The sequence below is a fragment of the Candidatus Neomarinimicrobiota bacterium genome, assembly GCA_012964825.1.
Taxonomy (GTDB): Bacteria; Fidelibacterota; Marinisomatia; order Marinisomatales; family S15-B10; genus UBA2125.
On the sequence record DTTI01000006.1, the window covers coordinates 26681 to 50549 of the forward strand.

Here is a 23869-nt window from a genome sequence, read left to right on the forward strand (position 1 = left end):
GGTAATCATGAGTCAACCTTTCTCTCTCCCTGAACTCCCCTATGGCGAAGATGCCCTTGAACCCACAATATCATCGCAAACGGTAGGGCTTCATTACGGCAAACATCATGCAGCTTATTTCAATATGCTTAACACCCTTTCGGAAGGGACGGATTTTGCCGATATGGCCCTTGAGGATGTGGTTACGGGTAGTTTTGGAAACGCCGATACCCAAAAGATTTTCAACAATGCCGGTCAGGCGTGGAACCATATTCTTTACTGGAACCAAATGCAGCCAGGCGGTTCTAGGACTCCCTCCGGGCGTCTCGCTTCAATGATGGACGAAGCTTTCGGTGGACTGGATTCATTCAAGGAACAATTCACCACGGCGGCCGTCGGCGTCTTCGGCAGCGGCTGGTGCTGGCTCCTTGAGGAAGAAGGCGACCTTACCATTATGGGAACTCCCAATGCTGAAAATCCCTTGGCCCGCGGCAAGCACGCCCTCATGGGCGTTGATGTCTGGGAGCACGCCTATTACCTGGATTACAAAAATGTAAGACCAGATCACGTCCGTGCCGTTTTGGATAATCTAATCAACTGGGATTTTGTTGCCGACAGAATGAGCTGAAGGCAACTTAAGTTAGCCTTAGCAACCCTCGGGGTTTTCCTCGAGGGTTTTTTGTTTGTGGGATAATTCCACGCAATGTAGCCATCCAGCACATATAAAATAGAAACACTTCAGTCGGGCTCATAACTCGAAGGTTAGTGTTTTTTTATCCCCCCGTACCCTCATGTCCGATAGTGGCGTAGGGGTATATATTAATGCCCAAGAAGTCAGGGTAATGATTTCATTTCAACTTCGCTTCACGCTTCAAATGATTTTATAATGAACTAAATAATTAGAGTACTTCCGGCACGTAATTGTAAATAGACCGCGATGGCCGGTCTCTGTTTTTTTGCTGAACACGCTCTGGAAGTTTGACCTCGGGCCGTTCTACCTCATCGTAATCAACCTTGTGCAATAGATGACTGATGCAGTTGACCCGGGCCTTCTTCTTGTTGTCTGACTCAACAACGTACCATGGAGAGAATTGCGTATCCGTGTGTTCGAACATATTGTCCTTGGCTTGAGAATAATCGTCCCATCTGTTAACGGATTCCAGATCCATGGGGCTCAGTTTCCAACCTTTGGTGGGGTCCTCTGCCCGGCCCTTGAAGCGTTTCATCTGCTCTTTAGCACTGACTGAAAACCAGTACTTGATTAACTGAATACCGGAACTGATAATCATCCGCTCAAATTCGGGACAAGTTTGCAAAAAATTGATGTACTCTTTTTCAGTGCAAAAACCCATGACATGCTCTACCCCGGAACGGTTATACCAGCTTCGGTCAAAAATGACAATCTCACCACCGGCTGGCAGGTAAGGGATATAACGCTGAAAATACCACTGGGTTTTTTCCCTTTCCGTGGGTTCTGCAAGAGCTATGATCTTACAATATCTGGGATTCAAATTTTCTGTGACCCTCTTTATGGTACCCCCTTTTCCTGCGGCGTCTCTCCCTTCAAAAACAACCGCAATCTTTGCTCCACTATGTATAACCCATTCCTGCATATTGACCAACTTGATCTGTAATTCGCCAAGCATTTTATCATACTTTTCGTTGAATTCTTTTTTACTGCTCATAGCACACAAAAAATATCTTTTATCTCAATTAAACAAATTGTAGCCACGATATGGCTACCAAGCAAGATTTACAATGACAGAAATGATTGGAGTCTCGTTTTTACCACGTAGAAGACACCATAAAAGTTTAATTAATTGATTTTTTCCTTTAAGGACCAATTAGCAAGCAGTACTGTTCTAGGATCAATGACCACCCTACTAGGTTTTAATTCCGCAGGAATGGAATATGAGGATTTCTTTTTGGTTAGGTTCCTTTGTTCAACATTCGGCGCAACTTTTCCCTCTTCATAAATCCCGAATTCGATAGGAAAAGAAAATAAATATCCATCATCCTGAACTTGTTGGATATCAATGATAATTTCTTTTTTCTTCTCGTCAAATTTCCATGAACCATCAAGAACAATGTGCCCCCCCTTGTAAAGCCATTGACTAAAGAACTGGTCCAGATCCAAGCCTGATACTTTTTCCATTTCATGTTTAAAATCATCGGTAGATGCGTGGGAGTTCATATATCGTAAATAATAGTTTTTGATCCCCTCCTGAAATTTTTCATCTCCTACCAGATTCCTCAACATGTGAAGAATCCATGCACCTTTTTGATAGGTTTGACCGGTAGTAACTTGACTCATATCAGAAAGATTGTCATGAACAATTCGATAGTTCTTATGATCTTCATAATAATCGAATACCCGTTCCCTGGAAGGAATCAATCCGGAGACGAAATCCTCCCGTCCATAAGCATGTTCCCGAAACAACAAAGTAAAGTAGGTGGCAAACCCTTCGCTCAACCAAACATCATCCCAATCATATTCGGTTACAGCATTTCCGAACCATTGATGGGCAACCTCATGGATAATGACATTTCTCCAGCGGGTCGTCCGTTTCCCAGTAACGGATTTGTCACCATAGAAAATGGCTGTCGCTGATTCCATGCCACCCCCTACACTATTGGATTGAATATTGGCAAGCTTTTCATAGGAGAAAGGACCTACATAATCAGAAAAAAATTGCAGGGCATGTTTAGTAGGAACGGCAAAATCATAGAATCCTGCCTCCCTATCTTGTTTATAAACCCAAGTTTGAATGGATTTTCCCTCAAACGTATCAACATATTGAATTGCGAATTCGGCTACGCCTAATACATATAGCCAACAAGATATAGGTACGGACTGTCTCCAGTGAGTTCTTTTTAGATCGTTTTCAAGATTACTTTCCTCAATAAGAAGGCCATTTGATATTATCTGGTAATGATTTGGTGCAATTACAATCATTTCTGAAGTGGCCTTTTCATAGGGGTGATCCACGGTTGGCAACCAATGCCTGGCTCTGTTTGGCCAGTTATCACTGAAGAAGGTGCGATCACCGTATTTATTTGGAGCAATTTTTAAACCAGAAGCGGGCACCCCATGATAATCTATAGTTAGAGATATTTCATGGTTTACTCTTGATGGTTGATCTAGAGCAATAGTCAATACGTTCCCCCGATGAAGATATTTTAGAGTGCGGTCATTCCAACTGATTCCCGATACCTCCATGCCCTTGCCCTCAAGGCTATCATCTTTATTAATTAGGTCAAGGCGTATCTCCTTAATGCCTTTAACCTTAAAAATGATATTGATGGTTGCACTTCCCCGGATAATATCTTCATCATCGGAAAGGTTTAGTTCAAAACGGTAATGCAGTATATCAATGTCAGGATTTTTTGGATAGTCATCCGCATGTAATTGAACAACAAATAAAAAAAAGCCGAAAAACAAGAATAACAGTTTTTTCATCATAGAAAAGTGCTCAAGTACAGAATTCTTGTGATTACTTTTTTCGCTATGACGCAAAAGACGGCAGGCGAATTTCTATAGTGGTCCCCTTTCCCACCTCCGATGACTTAATTTGTATAGAGCCGTCCAGGAAATCTTCCATAATCCTCTTTACCATGCTGAGTCCGACTCCCCAACCCCGTTCCTTAGTGGTGTAGCCTGGCCGGAAAACATTTTTCCAGTCCCGTCTGGCAATTCCCCGCCCATTGTCACTCACGCTGATAGAAACATCATTGTCCATTTTCTCTGACTTTAGCGTAACCTTACCGTCCCCCTTGTCAATGGAATCGATGGCATTTTTTATAAGGTTTTCCAGCACCCAGCTAAGCAAGGTTGGTGACGTCTTGGCGGTTACTTCCTGGCTATCCACACTGAGCACCATTTCTTTTGCACCGCTAGGAAGCCGGCGCTCAAAATAGGACTTCAGGTTTTCAAGGAAATCTCTAACCTCAACCGGCTCCATTTTTGGAACAGAGCCCATACGCGAGAAACGTTCACTAATCTCCTGAAGTCGGGAAACATCGGTGTCCATTTCCGAGGCAAGCTGAGATGACTCCTCGGGATGATCCTTCAATCGTTCTACCCACCCCATTAAAGATGAAACGGGTGTTCCCAGTTGATGAGCGGTCTCCCTTGCCATACCGAACCAGATGTGCTGTTTTTCCGTATTCCTGATCACCTGGAAACCTGAAAAGCCAAAGAAAATGAATAGGGCTACTGCCCCAATCTCAATGTATGGCAACATCTTCAACCGGTTAATTAGGACGGAATCCCCAAAATGGAGATGACCGAGCTCATACACTCTGGGACCAGCGTCAACATCCCCATCAAGCGTCACCACCAGGGGAATGGGATCATTCTGAGAATCCATGGCCTCCATTATCTCTCGAACTGTTTCTTTCTCAATGTCGCCATCATCTACAAGATTCCGCCAGTTTACAGGATTTCCATCGGCATCGGACTGAATGATGGGAAAAGTCACTTTCAGAATGATTTCTCTAAAGACAAAATCGAGTTCGTTATCGTTAGCACCTGTAACGCCCTTGGCCATGATGTGGGCATAGAGCGAAACGGTCTCGCGGCTTTCACTCCGGAGGGCGTTAATGATGGATTGAGTATAAATAAAAAGGCCAATGATCAGGATTACAGCCCCTAGAAAAAGGGCTCCCTTGATATTTCCAGCCTGCTTGTAAATCCGCATACAAACCCTTCGCAGGGAAATTAGTGCGGCATGCTCACATTATGTAGCCATTTCCCTGAAGATAGGCGATGATGGTATCTACTTCCTCCTCCAATGTTGTCGTGGAAGTGTCTACCGTCATTTCAGCATCTTCAGGTTCTTCATAAGGATCATCAATTCCCGTGAAATTCTTTATCTCTCCAGCCCTCGCCTTGGCATAAAGCCCTTTAACATCCCGTTTTTCACAAACTTCAAGTGGGCATTTCACAAAAACCTCCACAAAACGTCCTATCTCACTCCGAGCGTATTGCCTTTCGGCACGATAGGGTGAAATGAATGCACAAACTGTGATAATGCCGTGTTTCACAAGACGTTCAGCCACGAAAGTGACTCTCTCAATATTCTTGTCCCGGTCTTCTTTGCTGAACCCTAGATCACGTGTCAATTTCTGGCGCACTACATCCCCATCCATCCTCTGGACACGATAACCCATGGCTTCCAACTTCTCGCACAGAGGAATAGAGATGGTGGTTTTTCCAGAGCCGGACAGACCCGTGAGCCAGACAGCAACACCCTTCTGACAATTGCTTCCCGGTAACAGTGTTTTTTCATTAGACATTTTGGTAATGTCTCCTCAAGATTTTTTTTACTTCAGGTCGAGTGAATTCCTCCGGCAATCTTTCTCCATTTATAAGCATTTCTCGAACTTTGGACCCGCTCAGAAAAATTTTTTCATGATCCATAGCTCTTGATGTCTTCGTGGTGGCCATAGAGTTGGTTCGCTTACAATAGAATGCATGCTCAAAAAAGATGGGTTGGATTCCCAACTCATCCAAAGAGAATTGATTAAATATTTTTTGTGCATCGTAGGTGCCGTAATAATCACCAACACCAGCATGATCTCGGCCCACAATAAAATGGGTACAGCCGTAATTTTTTCTGGTAATGGCATGAAAGATGGCTTCCCGGGGACCGGCGTACCGCATAAAGGCAGGATAGACTGAAAGAACGGTGTGGCGGTGCGGAAAATAGTTGTCAATAATGGCTTCATAACATTCCATCCGGATTTCCGCGGGTATGTCATCACCTTTGGTTTCACCGACGATTGGATGGATGAGCAAGCCGTCCACAGTCTCAAGAGCACACTTGGTGAGATATTCATGAGCCCGGTGGATGGGATTGCGTGTTTGAAAAGCCACCACTGTTTTCCACTCTTTTTCCTGAAATAGCTGCCTCAATTCAGCCGGCGAATGGCGGTATTGAGAAAATTTGCCGTGATGAGGAAACTTATAGGCTTCTACTTCACCAGCAACGTACCAATTACCCAGCTTCTGGAGCGAAGCAACACCGGGATGGGCTCCGTCACTTGTGAGGAAAACAGTTTCAGCTTCTTTCTCCTTGTCAGCTCTATAAATGTCTTCAATTGTGATTTTACCCAAAACTTCACCGCCGTTGCCCTTTAGTACTGCTTCACCGAATGATTTAAGATGCTCAGCCAATTCATCCTCCACAGGTAAAACGATGGGTAGAGACCAGATCAAACCGTTTTTTAGTCTCATCTTATTGAGGACGGATTGGTAATCGTCAGCACCCATAAAGCCGCTCAGCGGGCTTAATGCACCAATTGAGAGCATTTCAAAATCTGCCTGCCCCCTCCGTGAGAGCGTGACTACTGGCAAGTCAGAATTAACCTCTTGGGGTGCTTCCACTTGAAGATCAATTAACGTTTCGCCGTGAGGAATGCTCATTTATTTATTGTTAAATAATGGTCGTAAAATTACAAAGCCGAAGTCAACTCCCCATATCTTGCTTTTTGATTCGTAACCGAGCGGTGAGGTCAGTGATAACACCGCGATATTCAACCGATAGCATAGTAACCATTAACACCATGCTCAAAAGGGAGATGAATCGTGCCATTTTATAGGCAGAATCGTCAACTGAAAAGGTAACACTGTGGCTCCCGGTGGGAATCTGAACACCTCTGAGAACATGGTTAGTACGAAATATCTCAGTCTCCACACCATCCACATCGACCCTCCAGCCGGGACCATAATAATTTTCGGAGAGAACAAGAAAACCATCACCAGTTATCTCTGTTTCCAAAACAATTTCATTTTCAGAATATTTAATAATCTCGACTGTTCCTACTCCCATTTCTAAACTAGTCTTATCCCTATAGTTCAAAACATAAGCTATATAACTGGGATCAAATTCTGATCTCAGGATGGATGCCAGAGATTCCTGAACACTCTTAACTGATTCGACCTTCTTCACAAACCACGCTTTGGGAAGAACCTTCCTGTTCTCATACACCTTCAACTGATCGTGGAAGGCAAGGCGGAATCTCGGATCGTTCATGGTTCGCTGTGTTACCAAATACTTAACATTGAGCATATTTTGGACCGCCTCACTGTTCAACGCCTGGGCGTCCAGAAGATCCTGATAGGATCTCAACTTCACCGGCCGGTAGCCACCGACTGTTGAGAGTCCAAAGTAGGCGTACCAGTTGGTATTAAACTGTTCGACAGGCCAAATCCGGTGTAGCCCATTGTTCTCTAATAAAAATTGAACTTCCTTTGTCTGGCGGTAACCGGCTTTAATGGACCGTTCCGATCTCAAATGCATGAATTCGTTGTGGACAACCCAAAGATCAATGATGGTTATTGCTATGAAAGACAACCCTACAAAGAACGGCTTCACAGTTCCTTTAAAAGCTAACCAAAATGTAGTTAAGCCCATTCCGGATAAAACAAAAGCCACCAGTGCTCCTTTTTTAAACAAACTAATCCTTGCCCCCTTCAGTTGGGCAAATGTCTCTGGTTGATACCTGCCAGCCTCCCCCAGTTTGGAGAAAGAGAACAGTTCAGAGCCAAGGATCAGAAACAGTAGGGACAGACCAACAATGATACCAAAAACAACAATAATTCTTTTCCTTAGGTGTTCCATCTTTTCACTTTTGGATTCCAATACTTCACATATCTGATGAAGCGTTGTTGCGGAAAGAAAAGAAAGTGTGAATGGCAGTAAAATGTAGATCATGGAAGGAACCCGGAACCGTCCGAACATGGGGGAAAACTGATAAAGGGGCCAAAAGAGAACGGGGAAATGCTCTCCAAACCCTATGATAAGTATAATAACAGTGGCGACACCCATGGATAGGCTGTCCGTTTTCGGCTTCCCTATCAGGAAACCAACCACAGCCAGAACAAGGACCCCAAGCCCCATATAGTGAGTAGACTGAGTGAAAGGCATGTAACCCCAATAGGATTGAGAGTTCAGATCGCGAGTGGGAAAGTTCTGTAACCCGTAGAAGTATGGGTAAAACAACGAAATGGTTTCTTTGGGATGAAAAGACCATTGGGTGGCATACTCCCAACTGGTCCCTTTTTTTGCTTCTCCCTCAATATCCAGTGTTGAGGCGGCGCCGCGTGTGGAGTACCCCTGGAACCGGTAGATGGGCAGATATGGATCAGCCACTAGAAAACCGCTTATGACAATAGCTCCCGCCATAAGTCCGAGGCTCTGTCCGGATTTTTTCAGATCAAACTGTTTAAGTCGAAGGGCTGACCCCGCTCGCCAGAACCACAAAAACACGATGAGCATCCAGGTATAGTAAACTATCTGAACATGCTTTGTCCACAGTTGAAATGCGGTGAAAACGGCCAAAAGTAAAACCGATCTCACATTTCTGTTTTCCATCACCTTTTCCGCAAAGAGAACCACCAATGGAATGAAAGCAATGGCAAACATCTTTGCCGGATGACCGGCATTAATCAAACCAAATAGATAAGGCGACAGTGAAAAAGACAGTGCACCGAACAGGCTTGTTACCTCTGACAATCTTTTGCGCCGTAAATAAGCATTCATGCCTAGGGCCGCAATGATAAAATGGACCCAATATCTCAACCCCCATCCAAGATTCAAAAAATCGAAAATCTTTCTAAGTGGATCGGCCGGGGCATAAATGAAACCTCCGTATGACGGCATTCCTCCGAAAAGGTGGGGATACCACTGCGGCATGTTGTCGTTCTTGGAGTTATAGTCTTCAGCCCATCGATCCAGTGGTATCCGGTGAAACATATCCGCCGATTCTGGAACCTTATTGGAAAGGATCATCTCACCGAGGAAAAGAAAACTAACCGCGGCAAGGATGAAAATCACGGTCTTAGTGTTCAGTTTCAATTATAACTCCTCTCCACTTCTGACACTGCCGAGAGCCAAGCTTCCGGGTCACCACCTTTTTCAGTCCGGTAATAAGCAATACCAGAAGAGTACATATGACTCATGAAAGGTTCGTCGTTATGCAAAAAAAGTTCGAAGTTGCGTGCTAACTCAATCATGGATTCACTATCCGACGGCAGTTCAGCAGCATAGGGAACTTGGAAAACAGTACAGTTATCTCCTCTTTCTTTAGCGGCTTTTATAAAGTGCCATCCTGTGTCTGGAGATGTGATTCCTGTCATGGCCTCCAGTCCCGAAGTTACCATTCTCATATACCTACTATTCTCCAACCTCGATCTCTTAGCAAATCTGAAAAGTCTCACAACTTTCCGCACAAAAAAATTCCATGTTCTATGCCACAGCGGAGGAAAAGGGAACCAGCTTAGGCCTTCTTCTGTGAACCAATCTGTACGGGCAAAAATGAAGACAACGCTGGGAAAGTCATGTACCTTACCAAGTTTCCATTTCGGGTAGGGCGCCCCCACAGAAGTTTTCCCAGATTCGATTTCGTTGAGGCAGAAACTGTCCCACCCTTTCTTGAAAATATAAACATCGGGGTCAACAACAAGAGTGTGGGATGTCTCTAATTGTTGCATGGCCGTGTCCAAGGCTGAGGCATGGGCTTCAGAGCGTTGTTTACGCTCAGGTTCATTAGGCAAGATTGTTACGAAAGGAACTTCCCCGACTGCATCTTGCAACTGGACATCGGCACCGTTCGTATTGTCAACAATCATAAAAGTTAGAGCATTGATGTTATCTGCCTTATTGCGCAAATTATTTAACAGTCTTTTTATATGCTCTGAAGAGTACCAGTTGACAGAGACAACAGTAATTGTTTTTTCTTTTTTCACAGAATCTATACTGATGATAACCTTTGAAGTTTATCAGTAAGAGCCGCCACCTCCCCACTCAATTCAATGTCAACCGCAGGCTTACTGCGATTGAGACTAGGATCAATAAATTTTTCCACTATCGATGGGTCATACTCTGTTCCTAGAAACTGAAAAAGTTTCTCACAGACAAACTGTGGTCTTTTCAACAGATCCTCGAAGGAAAAATGAAATGTTTGGGTAGAATATTTATCCACCGCCTCCAGGGCCCTTTCAGTGTAAAGGCGCCAAAGAATAAGGCCGTTATCAAAATGGAGGCCATTACGGTTCCGTAAAGATTGAGCAACAGCCGATGCTCCTCGAGTAGTGAACACAACTTTGGTATCATTAAGGAGGCTTTTTTCCTTCATGACGGTCAACCACTCACTGAGTGTCAGACAGGTTCGGGGATCCTTCCATCCCCAATGGTTATTTCCCGACAATTGCTTGTCAATAAGGTTCCCCATTTTGGCCATCATCCTGTCATTGGTATGGGCCTGAGGGATAAGGGTATCGAAAGATTTTACCCTGTAACCTGCTAACTTCAGAATCCTGTCATTTAGTTTCCTAAAATCGTAGTTCTCATAAAATCCCCTAGGATTTTGGGGCATCGGTTTCGGTTTGAATGTTTTCTCAGACCCCATGGCAATGCCGTTCAAGTGCAGGATCCCAGCCACGGCAGAGGTGCCACTTCGGTGCACCCCAACGACGATCACAATCAATTGTTCGTCCTTTTTTCGAGCACGTAGAGTGCGCCGTTTGTCAGCAGTTCCCTGAATCCAAACAGCCAGGAAAGAGGATTTTTTAAGGTCGGCAGATGAAATCGAAAACGATATGCGGGTCGGAAGAAAAAAAGGCCTCGTTTTTCTATTTTATAGCCAGCTTCGCTAAACAGTCGCTCCATTTTACGTACTGAAACTCTTGTCATCTTCGTAGCCATTAGATAATCAATGCCTGTCTCCGGGTGTCCTAACATTCGGAGATAAGCTGAGTAGAACGTGTTCGACAACAGATGTAAATACGGGATTTTTCCGAAAATGCTTTTCACTGTTTGTTGATGCCCAGCATAGGCGCAGTAACGTGGCGGAAACGAAATAAAAAGACGCCCTTCATTTGACAGTAAATCAAACATATTTCTGAGAGCTGCCAGCTTATCTTCAATATGTTCAATGACATCCCGAATGATAATGACGTCGAATTTTTCTGTCAATGTCTCCAGATAAGAATCAGAGTTACAGATATCACCTTTTTCCAACTTTATCTCCGAGTTGTCGCTGAGAAGAAGTTCAGAGTGTGAAAACCGAAGAGGAGAGAGCTCCATTCCAGTGCAATTAGCGCCCTGCTCATTTAAGAATTTCAGCAAACCTGCTTCGGCTGGGCCCACTTCAAGAATTTTTTTTCCGACATAGTCTGCGAGACCGATATAGTCTGCGAGAAAATTTTCACCGTACCAATATTGTTCATTGTATGCCCGCATACTTCTATCATTGATTTCACTCGTCGATCGGGGAATTTCTCTCCCTTCCTCTCGCTTCAGAAGGGTCAAATGTGGAGGCAATTGCGAACTCTGTTCCATTCGCTTAGTAATACTTTTTGCGAAATCCCGTCCATTCCCCATGCCGGAAAATGAAGCGGCGCACAAAGGTGAGGAGGAACCCCAGACCATAACCAAAAACCTGGATCGGTATGACTGCCAGAAGAGTGAAAAATATTTTCACATCTTTCAGCTTCCACGCACCGGCACCGGCTAGAAACAAAAGAAATCCGAAACCAAGCTCGAAAAATGAACCATACTCAATAGGATCTATGAGGAAACCGACTGTCACGATAGTTGCTACAACGGTGACCACAGCCGGTACGTAATGAAGCGGCTCCAGCATCTTGGAATCGATTTTACCGAGATTGATCCGGGCCACGCCCCAGTTGAAAACCTGTCTGAAGAATCTCTTTAAAGTGCTCCGACGGCGATGATAGACAACAGCCTCCGGTAAATAAGCCACTTTCGCACCGCTAGCGTGTATCCGGTTGCTCAATTCTATATCCTGGCCGTGCCGGAGAGACCCAAAACCTCCAACCTTTTCATAGAGAGATCGGGTCATCCCCATATTGTGGCTCCTAGGGTAGAATTTGGCCAAGGGACGAATGCTGTGCCCTCGAAGCCCGCCGGTAGTGAGAAATGATGTCATGCTGAAATCAATGGCACGTTGAAGTGTGGTGAAGCCCATTTTTGAGGCATCGGGACCACCAAAGGCACCAAAACCTTCTCCTTCAAAAGATTCAAGAATAGTCTCCAGCCATCGGGGATCGGCTTCACAATCCGAATCTATAAAAATAAACAGTTCCCCTTTTGCCTCTTCCATCCCCCGGTTTCGAGCGGCACCGGGGCCAGCATTCTCCTGTTTCACGAGATTAAAGTTAAAGTTTAAGTCAGGTTCTATAGATTCAATAATATTGATCGTTTCATCCGTTGATTCATCATCCACAATCACCATCTCGAACCTATCTGAAGCCACGGTCTGTTTTGCCATGGATTCAAGGAGGTGAGGAATTTCATCGGCCCGGTTAAATACCGGTGTAATGACGCTAATTAACACGCTTACAGATGAGGATGAAGAGGAAATTGTGACTAAACCTCAGGGAGTTGAACTATCATAAAGTACAACTTCCCTGACGGACTCACCGGTCTTGAAAGTTGACTGAGCAATCATCTCACCCAAAAGTCCGATGGCAATAAACTGAACGCCCAGAATCACCAGCAATACGCCAAAAACAAGCAGAGCAATATGCTTTGAAAAAGGTTCTCCCAGACCGTATTTCAAGTAAAGAACACGGAGATCCACGCCGATTCCGAGGAAAAGACTGATGAGCCCGAAAAGACCGAACAGGTGGAGAGGACGCCGTGTGTACCGGCTGAGAAAAAGTACAGTGAGGAGATCAAACATCCCCTTAAAGTACCGTTCCCTACCAAACTTACTATCCCCGTACTGACGGGGCCGATGGTTTACGACAATCTCAGTGACACGGAATCCCCTTTTACCAGCCAGAACTGGAATGTAGCGGTGCATGCCGCCATAAATATCAAGTGATTTAACAACATTGCATCGGTAAGCCTTCAAACCACAATTGAAATCGTGAATGCGGATGCCGGTCAGAAGACGAGTGGTAAAATTGAAAAGCCTGGACGGCAGACGCTTTGATAACGGATCTCGCCTCTCCTTTTTCCATCCTGACACCAAATCATAACCTTCCTGCAGTTTTTCCACCATACGGGGTATTTCCATCGGGTCATCCTGAAGATCAGCATCCAGGGTAACCACATAACCTGATGAGATTCTCTTGAACGCTTCCGCCAGTGCAGCGGACTTCCCATAATTCCTGAGGAGCCGGATGATCCTGAGCTTTCCATCGCTTTGACTCCGCTCCCTGAGATACTCGAAAGTGCCATCACTGCTGCCGTCATCTACGCAGATAACTTCATAGCTGTAATCGGTGTCCATGACGAAATGAATCTCATCAAGCAAGTGAGAGATCGATTCTCGCTCATTAAAGACCGGAATGACGATGGAGAGGTTAACTGGTTCAGCCAAGAAGCATTACTCTTTTATCTTTTTCTGAAGGCGGTCGTTTTCTTTATCTATGGCAAGCGCCTTTTCGTAATAGGTACGAGCATCCTCCGGACGATCTACCTTCATGAGCACGTCACCTAAATGTTCCAAAACAACCGCATTCTCAGGATTTTTTGAAAGAGACTGTTCGATATATTCCAGTGCCTTCTCGAATTTTTTCATCTTGAAATAGATCCAGCCAATGGTATCGAAATAAGCAGGATTTCCCGGCTCAAGTTCTATGGCTTTCTCAGCCATGTCCAAAGCATTGCGCAAGTTGATTCCTCGTTCAGCCAGTGTATAGCTGTAATTATTCAAGGCCTGTCCGTCGTTCTGATTGGATGTGAGAAGATCTTCGTACAATTCGTCGGAAGATATCCAATCTTCTAGATAGTTGTAGACAGTTGCCAACAAGTGCTTTGTAGACTTTGACTCGGGATCGATAGAAAGGGCTGTCTTAAGACTCTTCTTGGCAAGCTCGTATCTTTTCTCCATGCTGTATGTGCTGCCCAGCAGATAGTTAATCCCAAAACTCTTGGGAAACTTGTCACGTGCTTTAAGAAGGATGGAGATAGCCTCAAGAGGATTGTCAAGATTTATGTAAGCCAGCGCAAGATTGGTGTATCCGGAAACCTCATCAGGGAACAGCTCCACCTGTTCTGTGGCCAGCACGGCAAGATGGGAATAATCATCTTCGGATATGGAAATACGCCCCATATAGTAGAGGATTCCCGGTGTCCGTGTACCACCCTCATACAACATGGTAAAAATGGAGTCTGCTGACTCCATTTCATTGTTCTCAAAATAAAGAATGCCCAGACGTTCCTGGACTGCGGGATCGTCACTTGTGAGCCGTGCCAAACTGTTGAGTCCAGCTACCGCCTTATCAAATTTTTGCAGCATGACAGCCAGTTCACTGTAGGCTTTCCAGAACTGAATATTGTTTGGTTTTTCCTCAGTGAGCTTTGCGTAAGCTTCCAAGGAAAATTCCAGTTCATCGCGTTGTTTGGCAATTTCCGCTGCTCTCATGAGCGCCTGAAGCTCAGAAGGATATCTCTGATAGATAGTCCACATTTTTTCCTGAGCAGCCTCAAGTTTCCCTTGTCTCACCAAAATTTCTGCCACCACGTAAGAGTACTGTCTTTCGTCAGGATCATTCTCCTCCAGAATGAAATACTGCTCCAGCCCCTTCTCGATACTGTTCTGCATTAGGAATTGCTGCGCAAGTAACTCCCTGGCATCTGGGTTGAGAGGATTCAGCCTGAGGGCTTCCTGAAGCGTTTCTTCGGCACGGTCCAGCTTGCCTAACCTGATATAAACTTCCGCCAGCGAAGTGTGAATACTTGATGAACCAGGGTCATAGCGAAGTGCGTCCTGGAATTCAATCACCGACATGGGATAGTTGCCCTGAGAGAAATACATCTCACCGTCCATAAAGTGCTGGAGCGCTTTGGTATTGACCTCCTCCACCTCTACCTTAGCCGGACCAGTCTCAATCGCCAACACAGGTTCAGGTGCCGGCTTAACGGTACAGCTGTACCAAACTGCCGAGAGCACGGTGAGAGTCCAAAATGAGGTATCTTTATACAGTTTAAGATTCATTTCTCATCGAGAAAATTTATCCTAACGTTCATTGGGACAAAACAAATAAAGTGCTCCAAACATATAATCACACGAAACGTTTATTTGGTAATCTCACCTGCGACCTCCACATTGTTACCGCCCCGGCCTTTCACTTCATACATTGCGCGATCGGCAATTGCGATCAGTTCTCTCATGTTTTCGCCATCCGTCGGATATTCTGCCATTCCTGCACTGATGGTCATTCGAACCTTTTTTCCTTCTTTCTCAAATGGGTGATCAGCAAGAGACTGAACAATTCGTTTTGCCGAGTTGAAGGTTTTCACCTTGGTCGTCTTCACAAGAACAATGGCGAACTCCTCTCCCCCGTACCGGGCTACAATATCAATGTTTCGAACAGCGGTCTTGAGAACAGCGGAAGTGCCCCTTAATACATAGTCGCCATAGAGATGACCGTGGTTATCGTTAATTCGTTTAAACTTATCCAGGTCCAACATCATCAGAACAAGTTTTTCGTTGTAGCGACCAGCTCTCTGAAGTTCCTGCTGGAATCTTTCAACAAAAGAGCGGTGGTTCAGCAAGCCTGTCAAGCCGTCGCGCATAGCCGTTTCGCGAATAACGTCATACTTTTGCCACCAATCCAGTAAAACACCGAGACGGGTGCTAAAAATATGGAGATTTCGACCTTCCTTTTTACGGTAAAGACCCGAGGAAAAACTCTCAAGAACGAGACAGCCCATTGTCTGGCTGTCGGTTTGAATAGGTACCCCAATGAAGGAAAAAAAGTGGTGATTCTGAGTATCACCTTTACTAAATCTCCCGCCACCGAGAAGGCTTTCGTCTGTCAAATCAGTAGAAAGAAAGTCTTCTCCATCAAGGACTTTCCAAAGGAGTGACTTTTCCCTGTGGAAGTGTGTTTCTGCTTCAAAATCATCTTTGTATCCTATCACTTCCTCAGCCACGGCCTCATCCTTTTTTTTAGGATCGAGAAAAACCAAAGTGAACTTATCGAAAGTAAAGTTTTCTTTGCAGAAATCGGCTATGGCATTGACCAACTGCTCTCTGGATCTGGAAATATCAAGATCGTGTTGAAAAATCTCCAGACGTTTGAAGAAACTGAGGTGTTCCTCGCTCCTGTCGCCACTTTTCTCATCACCAATAACTTCCGCCAAGACGTTAGCAAAGGATTCAACCAGAGGTCTGTGGTAATCCTGAAAGTTGCCAAACTGATGAGCGCAAATGATGAACGCCCCCGTCATTTCATCACTTTCACTTACTGGGACCGCCAGAAGTGTAGTACCATCTTCAATAGTGGCGTCTGTAATAAAAAATTGGGTGACAGCGTCCTCATCAGCACCGGGCGTGAAAAATCTCACGGCTACGGTTTTGACGAAATCTTCAATCTTTCCAGATTCCGCAGAGATGGTTGATGCGAACTCTACCTCTTCTCCAGCAGTCTGACTGAGTGATAGAGAGGGCGATGAATCGTTGTAACTGTAATAGGCAATACCAAAGCCCGGCATTGCGTCGGCCAATAAATCAATGATGAAGCGACCCTCAACAGCAAGGCCCTTAACTTCTTCTTCCAAAGAGGTAGGTTGGTTTTTAAGCATTGTTAAAGTATCACCTCTACCTGAAGCTGGGAACCCCCTCTTTTGCTCCTGCTGATAAAATTGGATGAAAAGAAAAACAGCCAACCCCAGGAATGCCATGCGAAGCAGTCCGAAAATAAGCCCTTCCGGGTTGGGATAGACAAATAACAGAAACAGAACAGCAAACGCCAGAATGATGCCGATTCTGCTGCTATTGTCCGAGGAGAAGGCGTGTCGAAGTCCACTCACACCGGGAAATTAAAGTTGCTTGGGAGAAAAAGAAAGAAGGCGCGGGACTTACTTTTTCTTGTCTTTAACAAGCTGAATCTTCTCACGGAAGTCCAGCGGTGTCGATAATGTCTTGTCTTTCGGTGCGGCCAGTGAATCTTCCTCAGGCTCCTCTGAGACGAGCGTTGGAGCGGCGGGCGCACCGCCTCTCATGGCTGGCTGAATGGTGTCATTCACGTTCTGCTGTGTGGATAGCGGCAACGGATTGAAATTGATATTGTCGTCACCGTCCGGCAGTATACCGATGGTGAGCACAACGATAAGCACGACGGCCGCTAAGGAGGCAAATGCGTACTGGGGCTTGTAACCAAATATTCTCCTTCCACGACCCAGCCCGCTGATTTTTCTCACCGGTTTGACTTTTTCACGCTCAAGTCTTCCAATAAGCCGATCATTAAAGCCTGTTGATACAGAAATCCGTTTCGACCCTCTGACAGCTCGAACGGCTGACTTGACGCCAATATAAGCCACCGCACAGATTCTGCATGACTCAAGGTGCTGATCGAATCTGTTGACGTCAGATAGGGTGAGTTCTTTTTCGATATATGCTGATACTTTGTCTTGAAACTCGTAACAATCCATCAAATAGGCGTCCTCCTATCTTTGTGAACATGTTTAAGCTTTTCCTGCAACTGTAGTCTTGCACGGTTGATTCTCGATTTAATCGTTCCAAGTGGAACATCTAGTATCTTACTGATTTCCTCATAAGAAAGTTCCTCAATATCTCGCAGTATGAGAGCGGTGCGAAAATGAAGCTGAAGTGATTGGATTGCGTTCTGAATTTGAGACTCAGCAAATGCACCTACAGTCTCCTCATCTGTGGTGTCTTCCACCGGGATGTCGAAATCCTTCTCTTCCATCCCAATCCGACTGAGGTAAGAAACCTTCCGTCGTTTTCGCTTTCTCAGTTCTGTTTTGGCCAAATTGGAGGCGATAGTGAAAATCCAAGTTGAAAATGCGTTGATGGGACGATAATAATCTTTCTTCTGATAAAGTTTTACAAATGTGTCCTGAACAATATCCTCGGCTTCCTCGAAGGATCCGACAAATCTGAAGACAAAGTTTATGAGCCTGTCGCGGTACCGGTTAACAAGCTCAACATAGGCAAGTTCATCACCTTGCTGAAATCTTAGGATCAGCTCTTTGTCGTTGTACTGAACCTTATCAGTCATAACCTACCGCAATCCTGTGGAGAAGTGGGACAAGAAGCGTTTCACCGGAACCCTTTCCTGTCTTGATATTTCTGTCGGCTTCGCCCAAAGCTTTTACAATCTGTTCCAGTTCATTTTGGGAGAAGTTATTGAAATATGTAGGAAGTTTCCGAGTAAGAATTTGGTTTAGCCAACCTGTTCGGGGGAGGTCACTGTCTTCTCCATTAGGCAGGCTCATTAAATAAAGTTCTTGAAAAAGTGTTGCCAATTGGGCAACCATGGACACCACATCCACACCATGATGAATAAGGCTTTTACCGATGAGTATACTGTTGTGGAGGTCCTTGCTTCCGGCAGCATCTGACAGGTACCAAGGGAAATATTCCCGCTCCCACCCGCAATATTCCGCTACATGACTCTCTTCAATCTCGCTGTCTTCAGAGAGGCCAATCTTGATTTTTTCGATCTCATTAGCAATGTGATAGACCGAGTCACCGCTCAGTTCCAGTAAAAGCTCTTTGGCAGCTGTTGTGGCTGAAAGGCCGTTTTTCTTTAGGAGAAACTCGATCCAGTCGGCCATTTTGTTAGGAAACGGCGGCGACGTGTTAATAGGCGGCACAATCTTTGAGAGATTCTTAGTGAATGCTGAGCGTCCGTCCACTTTGTCCAGTATAAGAATAAGGGAATTATCGTTATTGGGTTGTCGGCAATAGTCGAAAAAATCATCCTTTGTTTTTCCACTCATTCTGATTGGATTGTGGAAGATCACCAGCTTTTGGCCACCAAAAAGAGAGCCAGAAAAGAGATCTGCCACCGCTGCGGTATAATCGACAGATTCTGCTGAAAAATAGATTTTCTCAGGTGGCTCATCTTTTGTGAGCGCTACCATCACTTCATCAACGAAAAGAGACTGAAGAAAATAGTCGTCACCATTCAGGAAGTAGACTGGCTCCACATTGCCTTCTCTCATTTCATCAACAGTTTTTCTAAGACTTTTTTGCTTCATATTAGGATTACCGAAGTCCACCTCTGTCACTTCGCGACACCAGGTAGACAGCTGCTGTTGAAAGAACAAAGCCTGGAAGGAGAGAATAGATGCCTGTCCATTTAAAAAAGTTGTCCCAAACAATCACAGTGAGAAAGCCGAGAATCATCCCAACCATCACACCATTTCGGGTGGTCCTTCTCCACCAGAGGGAGAACACCAACGGAGGGCCCAGCGCGGCGCCCAGTCCGCCCCAGGCGAAAAGAACCTTATCAAAAATAGAAGACGGAAGCTGAGCAAGAAAGATCGCTGCAACGCCCATGACAAATGTTACTATTCTTGAAAGAAAAACCAGTTGCGATTGGCTCGCAAAGGGGTTGATACTTTGGTGATAAATATCCTCCGCCACAGACGAAGTTGTAACAAGCAGTTGAGAATCAGCGGTGGACATCATGGCGGCGAGGGCGCCACAGATGAGGATTCCTGCGAGCCAGGCCGGTACAACGGCGATGGCTAGTCCCGGCATCATCTTTTCGGGATCAGGAAACTGACCGACACCGAAATAGGCCAGCGCCACAATTCCCATGAGGACTGCACCACCGTAAGTCATAATAGCATAAACAATTGCCACACTTTTCGCCTTTCCCACCTCACTCACCGACCGAATGCTCATATATCTTGTCAATACATGTGGTTGACCGAGATAGCCCAGCCCAATACCGAGACCGCTCAGAACACCTGATAAAAGCGGCCACCCACGTCTTCCACCAGAGAGAGTAAGATATTCTGGATTAATGCTTGAAACTTTATTCACTAAACCTTCAATTCCGCCGATCTGGGCCAAGGCCACTAGAGGCAGGATAACCAATGTCACCAGCATAATAATTCCCTGAAAAAAATCTGTCCATGCCACTGCAAAAAAACCACCCATAAGGGTGTAGAAAACCATTATGGATGCCCCGACCAGTATGCCTGTGAAATGCGGAAATCCGAATGTTTGTTCCAAGGCTTTTCCCGCCCCGTCAAACTGAGCAGCAATGTAGAAGATAAAACAAAAAACGATGATTCCCGTAGTGACAAATCGGATGGTCGGATCATGGCCTCGGAACTTTAGCTCGAAGAATCGAGGCAGTGTCAGTGCACCCAACTGCTCAGTTTCTTTTCTCAGTTTTTCAGCGATGAGAATCCAAGATAGCGCCACACCGGAACAGCCGCCAATGGATGCCCAAAGTGCCGGTTGCGGTTTTGTCCCGGATGGATCACCCAGCCCAGTGGCATAGGCGAGACCTGTTAGTCCCAGGATGAGCCATCCGCTCTGACCGGAAGCCCGTTCCGACAGTGCGACGACCCACGGCCCCAGCCGCCGGCCTGCTAGCAAAAAATCGGAAAGAGTCTTATTATAACGTGCTGTGACAATACCGACTACAAGAATAAACAAAAGGTAACCGGCAAACCCTATAGCAATTGTTTTGTTCATTTCAATACCAGACCGTCAGGGCAACTACACCCACGAGAAAGCAGTATCCGCTGAACAGATAGAGCTTGCCTGAGCGTAAAATACCAAGGAGCATCTTCAGCGCAAAAAGACCGACCCCAAAAGCTGATAGGAAGGCCACCAATAGAGCAAAAGTTGATCCTTCCCTGATGCCCATTTCAATGATGTCCGGTAGCGTAAGTAGAGCTGATCCAATCAGGGCCGGAATGGCCATGAGAAATGAAAACCGCCCAGCTTCCCGATTGGTAAAGCCCAGCCACAACCCAGCAGATATGGTAATCCCTGACCTTGAAATCCCGGGTAAAAGGGCAAGAGTCTGTGCCAAACCAACAATGAACGCAGCCGCCAATCCAACCTGTGTTACTTTTCCTTGCCCCACAAAACGTGTGCTGACTAAAATCACTCCCGTAGCAAGCAGACAAACACCCACAACGATAGTAGAGTCGAAAACTGATTCAATATTGGCCTTAAAGAAAAAGCCAACAACGGCCACGGGGACAGTTGCTACTGCAAGATTCCAGACCGAATCGAATTCCTTCCTCTGGAAAGCATTCACAAAAATTCCTCTGATTTCATCCCAAAAACAGACAACAATACTCATGAGTGTCCCCATATGCACCATCACCTCAAAGGCGACACCGGAAAGTTTGACATTAAGCCCCTTGGTTATGAGCACGAGATGACCTGAGCTACTCACCGGCAAAAACTCAGTGACACCTTGAAGAGAACCCAAGATGAGTGCGTTTATGACAGACATAGTGGTATCAGACTCATTTCAGGCTGAGAAAGCAGATATTCCGTCCCGCACGGTCACCGTGTCGGCGATAGGAATGCAACCCAGATTCGGAACAGTGTGTGCATCTCTTATCCACGGTAATTTTTTCAGCGGCCACTCCAGCTTCACTCAGTTGCGCACTATTTGCGCTAATGAGATCGAGAGTGTAGTGACTCGGCCCATTCTTAGTCAAGTGATCCGTATGAAATTTTTCTTTAACCTCCGCCCCCACGGTATAACAGCAAGTGTGAATGGAAGGACCGATAAAGCAGGAGAGTAATTTCGGCTTAACACCGAAATCTTCTTTCAGTTTAAAAACGGCTTCTCCGGCTATACCAGCGACTGTTCCCCGCCAGCCTGCATGGATGAGACCGATAACCGACATATCCGGTGCTGTAAGAAAAATTGGTAGGCAGTCCGCTACCTGAATAGCTAGGACCACATTCGGGCAGTCACTGATGAGGCCGTCACATTCACCCACGAGCCCCGGAGTGTCTACAGAAACTACTTTATTTGAATGAATCTGCCTGGCATACGCTACCTTACCATTATTGTCTAGTCTGTCAGAAAAATCGAGAAGATCATTGAAACGCCCTTTCCTCTTGCCGGCCCGATAAACGATGGACGCATACACCTCATTTTGCAGATGCAGTGATAGATCCTCAAGGGTGAATGAACTTTCCTTGACGGTCGTTTTCAGGGTATTTCTAAAATGTAGGAGTAGAGGGAATCGCCAACGAACTCACCCACAAGCGTGAGTCTGTTCTTTGCATATCTCAGCAAATGGATGGAGGCGTTCAGGCGGGGTTCACTAGGAGAAAAGGCGAAAAATTTACTCAAGCCTCTCAACGGTACTGCTCTTTCCAAATTCATCTTCAAAGCGGCACGAGAATCAGCGGATTCGAGATAACCACCAAGAAACATGGTAAGATCATATCCTGCCAAAGCCATCCGGATTTCATCTCTGTTCTCGATGTTGCTGGTAATCTCCCAGGCCCTGTCAGCCGACTGTTGCTCCTGAGGATGGAGGTAGTCAGTAAGGATAATCATCCCCTGTAGATTTGAACCGATCATATCCTGATTCAATTCATCCGGATCGTACCAGTTCACATTTCCGAGAAGCTGGGTCTCCAGTCCATAGGAGGAAAACTGGGAAGTGACATAATTTATATCACCGGGGTGGATAGGTAGATATACAGCATCGATGGTTGACAAAACAATTTCTGTAGAATCCACCTCTTCCTTCTCCAGATCACCGGTGGCTTCCTCAGCAAAAAAATCCGTGCTGGAAATATCAAAAGTGTTATCAGCGGTATCTAAGACAATTTCACCTTCTAATTTTTTTGGTTTTCCCGCTTCAAGACGAAATGCAACATTACGCAAAGCTGTCAGCTGTGGCGACAGATCCACAGGAATTCCAGAGTACCACTCCACAGAAACTATTTCTACACCTAGTTCATCGGCTTCGTTCAGAAAACCGTCCGCCAGTTCTTTACCGAGCCTGTCAGATGGTGCCAAGACGGCCACTGTTTCGGCCGAAAGTGTTTTGGCCGCATAGCGGGCAGCATAACGCCCCTGGAGAGAAAGATCGGTATTCATCTGATAAATGCTTTCGCCAACTGATGACAGCCCTTTCAGATCAGAAGTGGGAAAGAGCAGTGGTGTGGAGCCGTCCTTACCCGCTGCGGCCACAGCTAGGGAGGCGGAATTTTCCCTCGGTCCGATAACGGCCAGAACGTTGCTATTCTGCGTCAAATGCTTAAGTGCCTGGATGCCACTCAGAGCGTCTCCTTCGATATCGATGATCTCTGTTGAGATGGAAAAATTTTTCAGTTTCTGTATATCTCGCGTCGCTTCATGAACTCCCTTCAGAAATGAAAGCCCCATTTTTTCATCGGGGCCGCTGGTAGAGAGAATGAGACCAATTGTTTTAGATTTACCTCGCTTTTCATACGTTTCACCCCGGAGCTTTTCGTAATATTCCTGGAAGGATTTCGGCAGGGTTGATTTGTCCAGTTTGAACAAAATAAGGGCGGCTTCATCACGCTTACTTTCATAGATCAATCCATTCGCCAGCGCCAGCGAAAGAATAGACCGGGACGTGGAATTAGTTTCCGTAGCCATAAGTGCGTTTAGCTTCTCCTTGCCAACAAATCCGGAAGAGAGCTTAAAAAGCTTTTCATCGATCTGAGTATTTCTTACCCCGCCGGCACTACGGGCTTTGAGGTAAGACTCCAACGCCGCGCCGTAATAACCTTCGCTCACGTAAATGTCCCCAAGCGTCATGTGGACATCAGGCAAATAAGCACTGTCGTTGAATTTTTTAAGAAATTCCCGCGCTGTGGCCTTTGCTTCATCGTATCGGCCCACCTGTGCATACGATTTCATACACATGAGTATGCTTGCTGTGATCTGCGGTGACTCCTCCGGCGGGTGGTTTTTCAGCCTCCTAAAAATGTCCAATGCACTGTAATAGCGGCCAGCATTATAATGTTCAACACCCTGTTCAAAAAGTTTCCTGGAGCGCGACTCATCAAAACGCTGGTTGGCAGAATTTGCTAATAGCGGTCCGCTCAGAAACAGGCCCAGTACCATCGGTAGCAGAAGTCTGAATTTCATCAAAGGGGTAGGTTATTCAACCGTAACACT

21 protein-coding genes are annotated in these 23869 nt (G+C 45.6%); 1 reads left to right on the forward strand and 20 read right to left on the reverse strand.

Translation table 11 applies throughout. The features are described from left to right. Nucleotides 1–7 precede the first annotated feature (7 nt). Entirely contained in the window at nucleotides 8–607 is a 600-nt protein-coding gene (locus EYO21_00505) for a superoxide dismutase (GenBank protein ID HIB02296.1), read from the forward strand. 271 nt (nucleotides 608–878) lie between these two features. Here the strand turns inward: EYO21_00505 and ppk2 are convergent, their stop codons facing one another. The 20 genes from ppk2 to EYO21_00605 all read right to left on the reverse strand — a co-directional run bounded on the left by ppk2 (nucleotide 879) and on the right by EYO21_00605 (nucleotide 23839). Beyond that, nucleotides 879–1664, reverse strand: coding sequence for a polyphosphate kinase 2 (gene ppk2, locus EYO21_00510; GenBank protein HIB02297.1), 786 nt, complete (start codon nucleotides 1662–1664; stop codon nucleotides 879–881). A 131-nt stretch (nucleotides 1665–1795) separates the two neighbouring features. Further along, nucleotides 1796–3442, reverse strand: a complete 1647-nt coding sequence (locus tag EYO21_00515; protein ID HIB02298.1) for a M1 family peptidase — start codon at nucleotides 3440–3442, stop codon at nucleotides 1796–1798. A gap of 43 nt (nucleotides 3443–3485) precedes the next feature. Then, nucleotides 3486–4679, reverse strand: a complete 1194-nt coding sequence (locus tag EYO21_00520) for a HAMP domain-containing histidine kinase (protein ID HIB02299.1) — start codon at nucleotides 4677–4679, stop codon at nucleotides 3486–3488. 34 nt (nucleotides 4680–4713) lie between these two features. After that, nucleotides 4714–5277 carry an adenylyl-sulfate kinase gene (gene cysC / locus EYO21_00525; GenBank protein ID HIB02300.1) on the reverse strand — a complete coding sequence of 188 codons (564 nt, stop codon included), beginning with the start codon at nucleotides 5275–5277 and terminating at the stop codon, nucleotides 4714–4716. Next, entirely contained in the window at nucleotides 5270–6406 is a 1137-nt protein-coding gene (sat, locus tag EYO21_00530; GenBank protein ID HIB02301.1) for a sulfate adenylyltransferase, read from the reverse strand. Before sat ends, cysC begins: the two co-directional genes overlap by 8 nt. A 43-nt stretch (nucleotides 6407–6449) precedes the next feature. Beyond that, on the reverse strand, nucleotides 6450–8840 hold the full coding sequence (locus EYO21_00535) for a hypothetical protein (GenBank protein HIB02302.1): 2391 nt from the start codon (nucleotides 8838–8840) through the stop codon (nucleotides 6450–6452). After that, a complete protein-coding gene (locus tag EYO21_00540; protein HIB02303.1) occupies nucleotides 8837–9730 on the reverse strand; it encodes a hypothetical protein in 894 nt (297 codons plus the stop codon). Before EYO21_00540 ends, EYO21_00535 begins: the two co-directional genes overlap by 4 nt. Before the next feature lie 5 nt (nucleotides 9731–9735). Further along, the gene (locus tag EYO21_00545; protein ID HIB02304.1) at nucleotides 9736–10584 is read right to left on the reverse strand and encodes a hypothetical protein; all 849 of its coding nucleotides are present in this window, start codon (nucleotides 10582–10584) and stop codon (nucleotides 9736–9738) included. After that, nucleotides 10467–11414, reverse strand: coding sequence for a methyltransferase domain-containing protein (locus EYO21_00550; GenBank protein HIB02305.1), 948 nt, complete (start codon nucleotides 11412–11414; stop codon nucleotides 10467–10469). The genes EYO21_00545 and EYO21_00550 overlap by 118 nt, the downstream gene beginning before the upstream one ends. Further along, nucleotides 11329–12369: a glycosyltransferase gene (locus EYO21_00555; GenBank protein HIB02306.1), complete on the reverse strand. Its 1041-nt coding sequence runs from the start codon at nucleotides 12367–12369 to the stop codon at nucleotides 11329–11331. The genes EYO21_00550 and EYO21_00555 overlap by 86 nt, the downstream gene beginning before the upstream one ends. Before the next feature lie 12 nt (nucleotides 12370–12381). Next, nucleotides 12382–13335 carry a glycosyltransferase gene (locus EYO21_00560; GenBank protein HIB02307.1) on the reverse strand — a complete coding sequence of 318 codons (954 nt, stop codon included), beginning with the start codon at nucleotides 13333–13335 and terminating at the stop codon, nucleotides 12382–12384. Between the two features lie 6 nt (nucleotides 13336–13341). Beyond that, entirely contained in the window at nucleotides 13342–14955 is a 1614-nt protein-coding gene (locus tag EYO21_00565) for a tetratricopeptide repeat protein (protein ID HIB02308.1), read from the reverse strand. A gap of 80 nt (nucleotides 14956–15035) precedes the next feature. Next, a complete protein-coding gene (locus tag EYO21_00570) occupies nucleotides 15036–16775 on the reverse strand; it encodes a GGDEF domain-containing protein (protein HIB02309.1) in 1740 nt (579 codons plus the stop codon). Nucleotides 16776–16823: 48 nt separating this feature from the next. Beyond that, on the reverse strand, nucleotides 16824–17396 hold the full coding sequence (locus EYO21_00575; GenBank protein HIB02310.1) for a zf-HC2 domain-containing protein: 573 nt from the start codon (nucleotides 17394–17396) through the stop codon (nucleotides 16824–16826). Continuing rightward, nucleotides 17396–17986: a sigma-70 family RNA polymerase sigma factor gene (locus EYO21_00580; protein HIB02311.1), complete on the reverse strand. Its 591-nt coding sequence runs from the start codon at nucleotides 17984–17986 to the stop codon at nucleotides 17396–17398. The genes EYO21_00575 and EYO21_00580 overlap by 1 nt, the downstream gene beginning before the upstream one ends. Then, entirely contained in the window at nucleotides 17979–18971 is a 993-nt protein-coding gene (holA, locus tag EYO21_00585) for a DNA polymerase III subunit delta (GenBank protein HIB02312.1), read from the reverse strand. The genes EYO21_00580 and holA overlap by 8 nt, the downstream gene beginning before the upstream one ends. 7 nt (nucleotides 18972–18978) lie before the next feature. After that, on the reverse strand, nucleotides 18979–20427 hold the full coding sequence (locus EYO21_00590) for a sodium/proline symporter (GenBank protein HIB02313.1): 1449 nt from the start codon (nucleotides 20425–20427) through the stop codon (nucleotides 18979–18981). Between the two features lies 1 nt (nucleotide 20428). After that, nucleotides 20429–21202, reverse strand: a complete 774-nt coding sequence (locus EYO21_00595) for an undecaprenyl-diphosphate phosphatase (protein HIB02314.1) — start codon at nucleotides 21200–21202, stop codon at nucleotides 20429–20431. 13 nt (nucleotides 21203–21215) lie between these two features. Beyond that, on the reverse strand, nucleotides 21216–21920 hold the full coding sequence (gene pgeF, locus EYO21_00600) for a peptidoglycan editing factor PgeF (protein HIB02315.1): 705 nt from the start codon (nucleotides 21918–21920) through the stop codon (nucleotides 21216–21218). Further along, nucleotides 21917–23839 carry a hypothetical protein gene (locus tag EYO21_00605; GenBank protein ID HIB02316.1) on the reverse strand — a complete coding sequence of 641 codons (1923 nt, stop codon included), beginning with the start codon at nucleotides 23837–23839 and terminating at the stop codon, nucleotides 21917–21919. The genes pgeF and EYO21_00605 overlap by 4 nt, the downstream gene beginning before the upstream one ends. Between the last annotated feature and the right edge of the window lie 30 nt (nucleotides 23840–23869).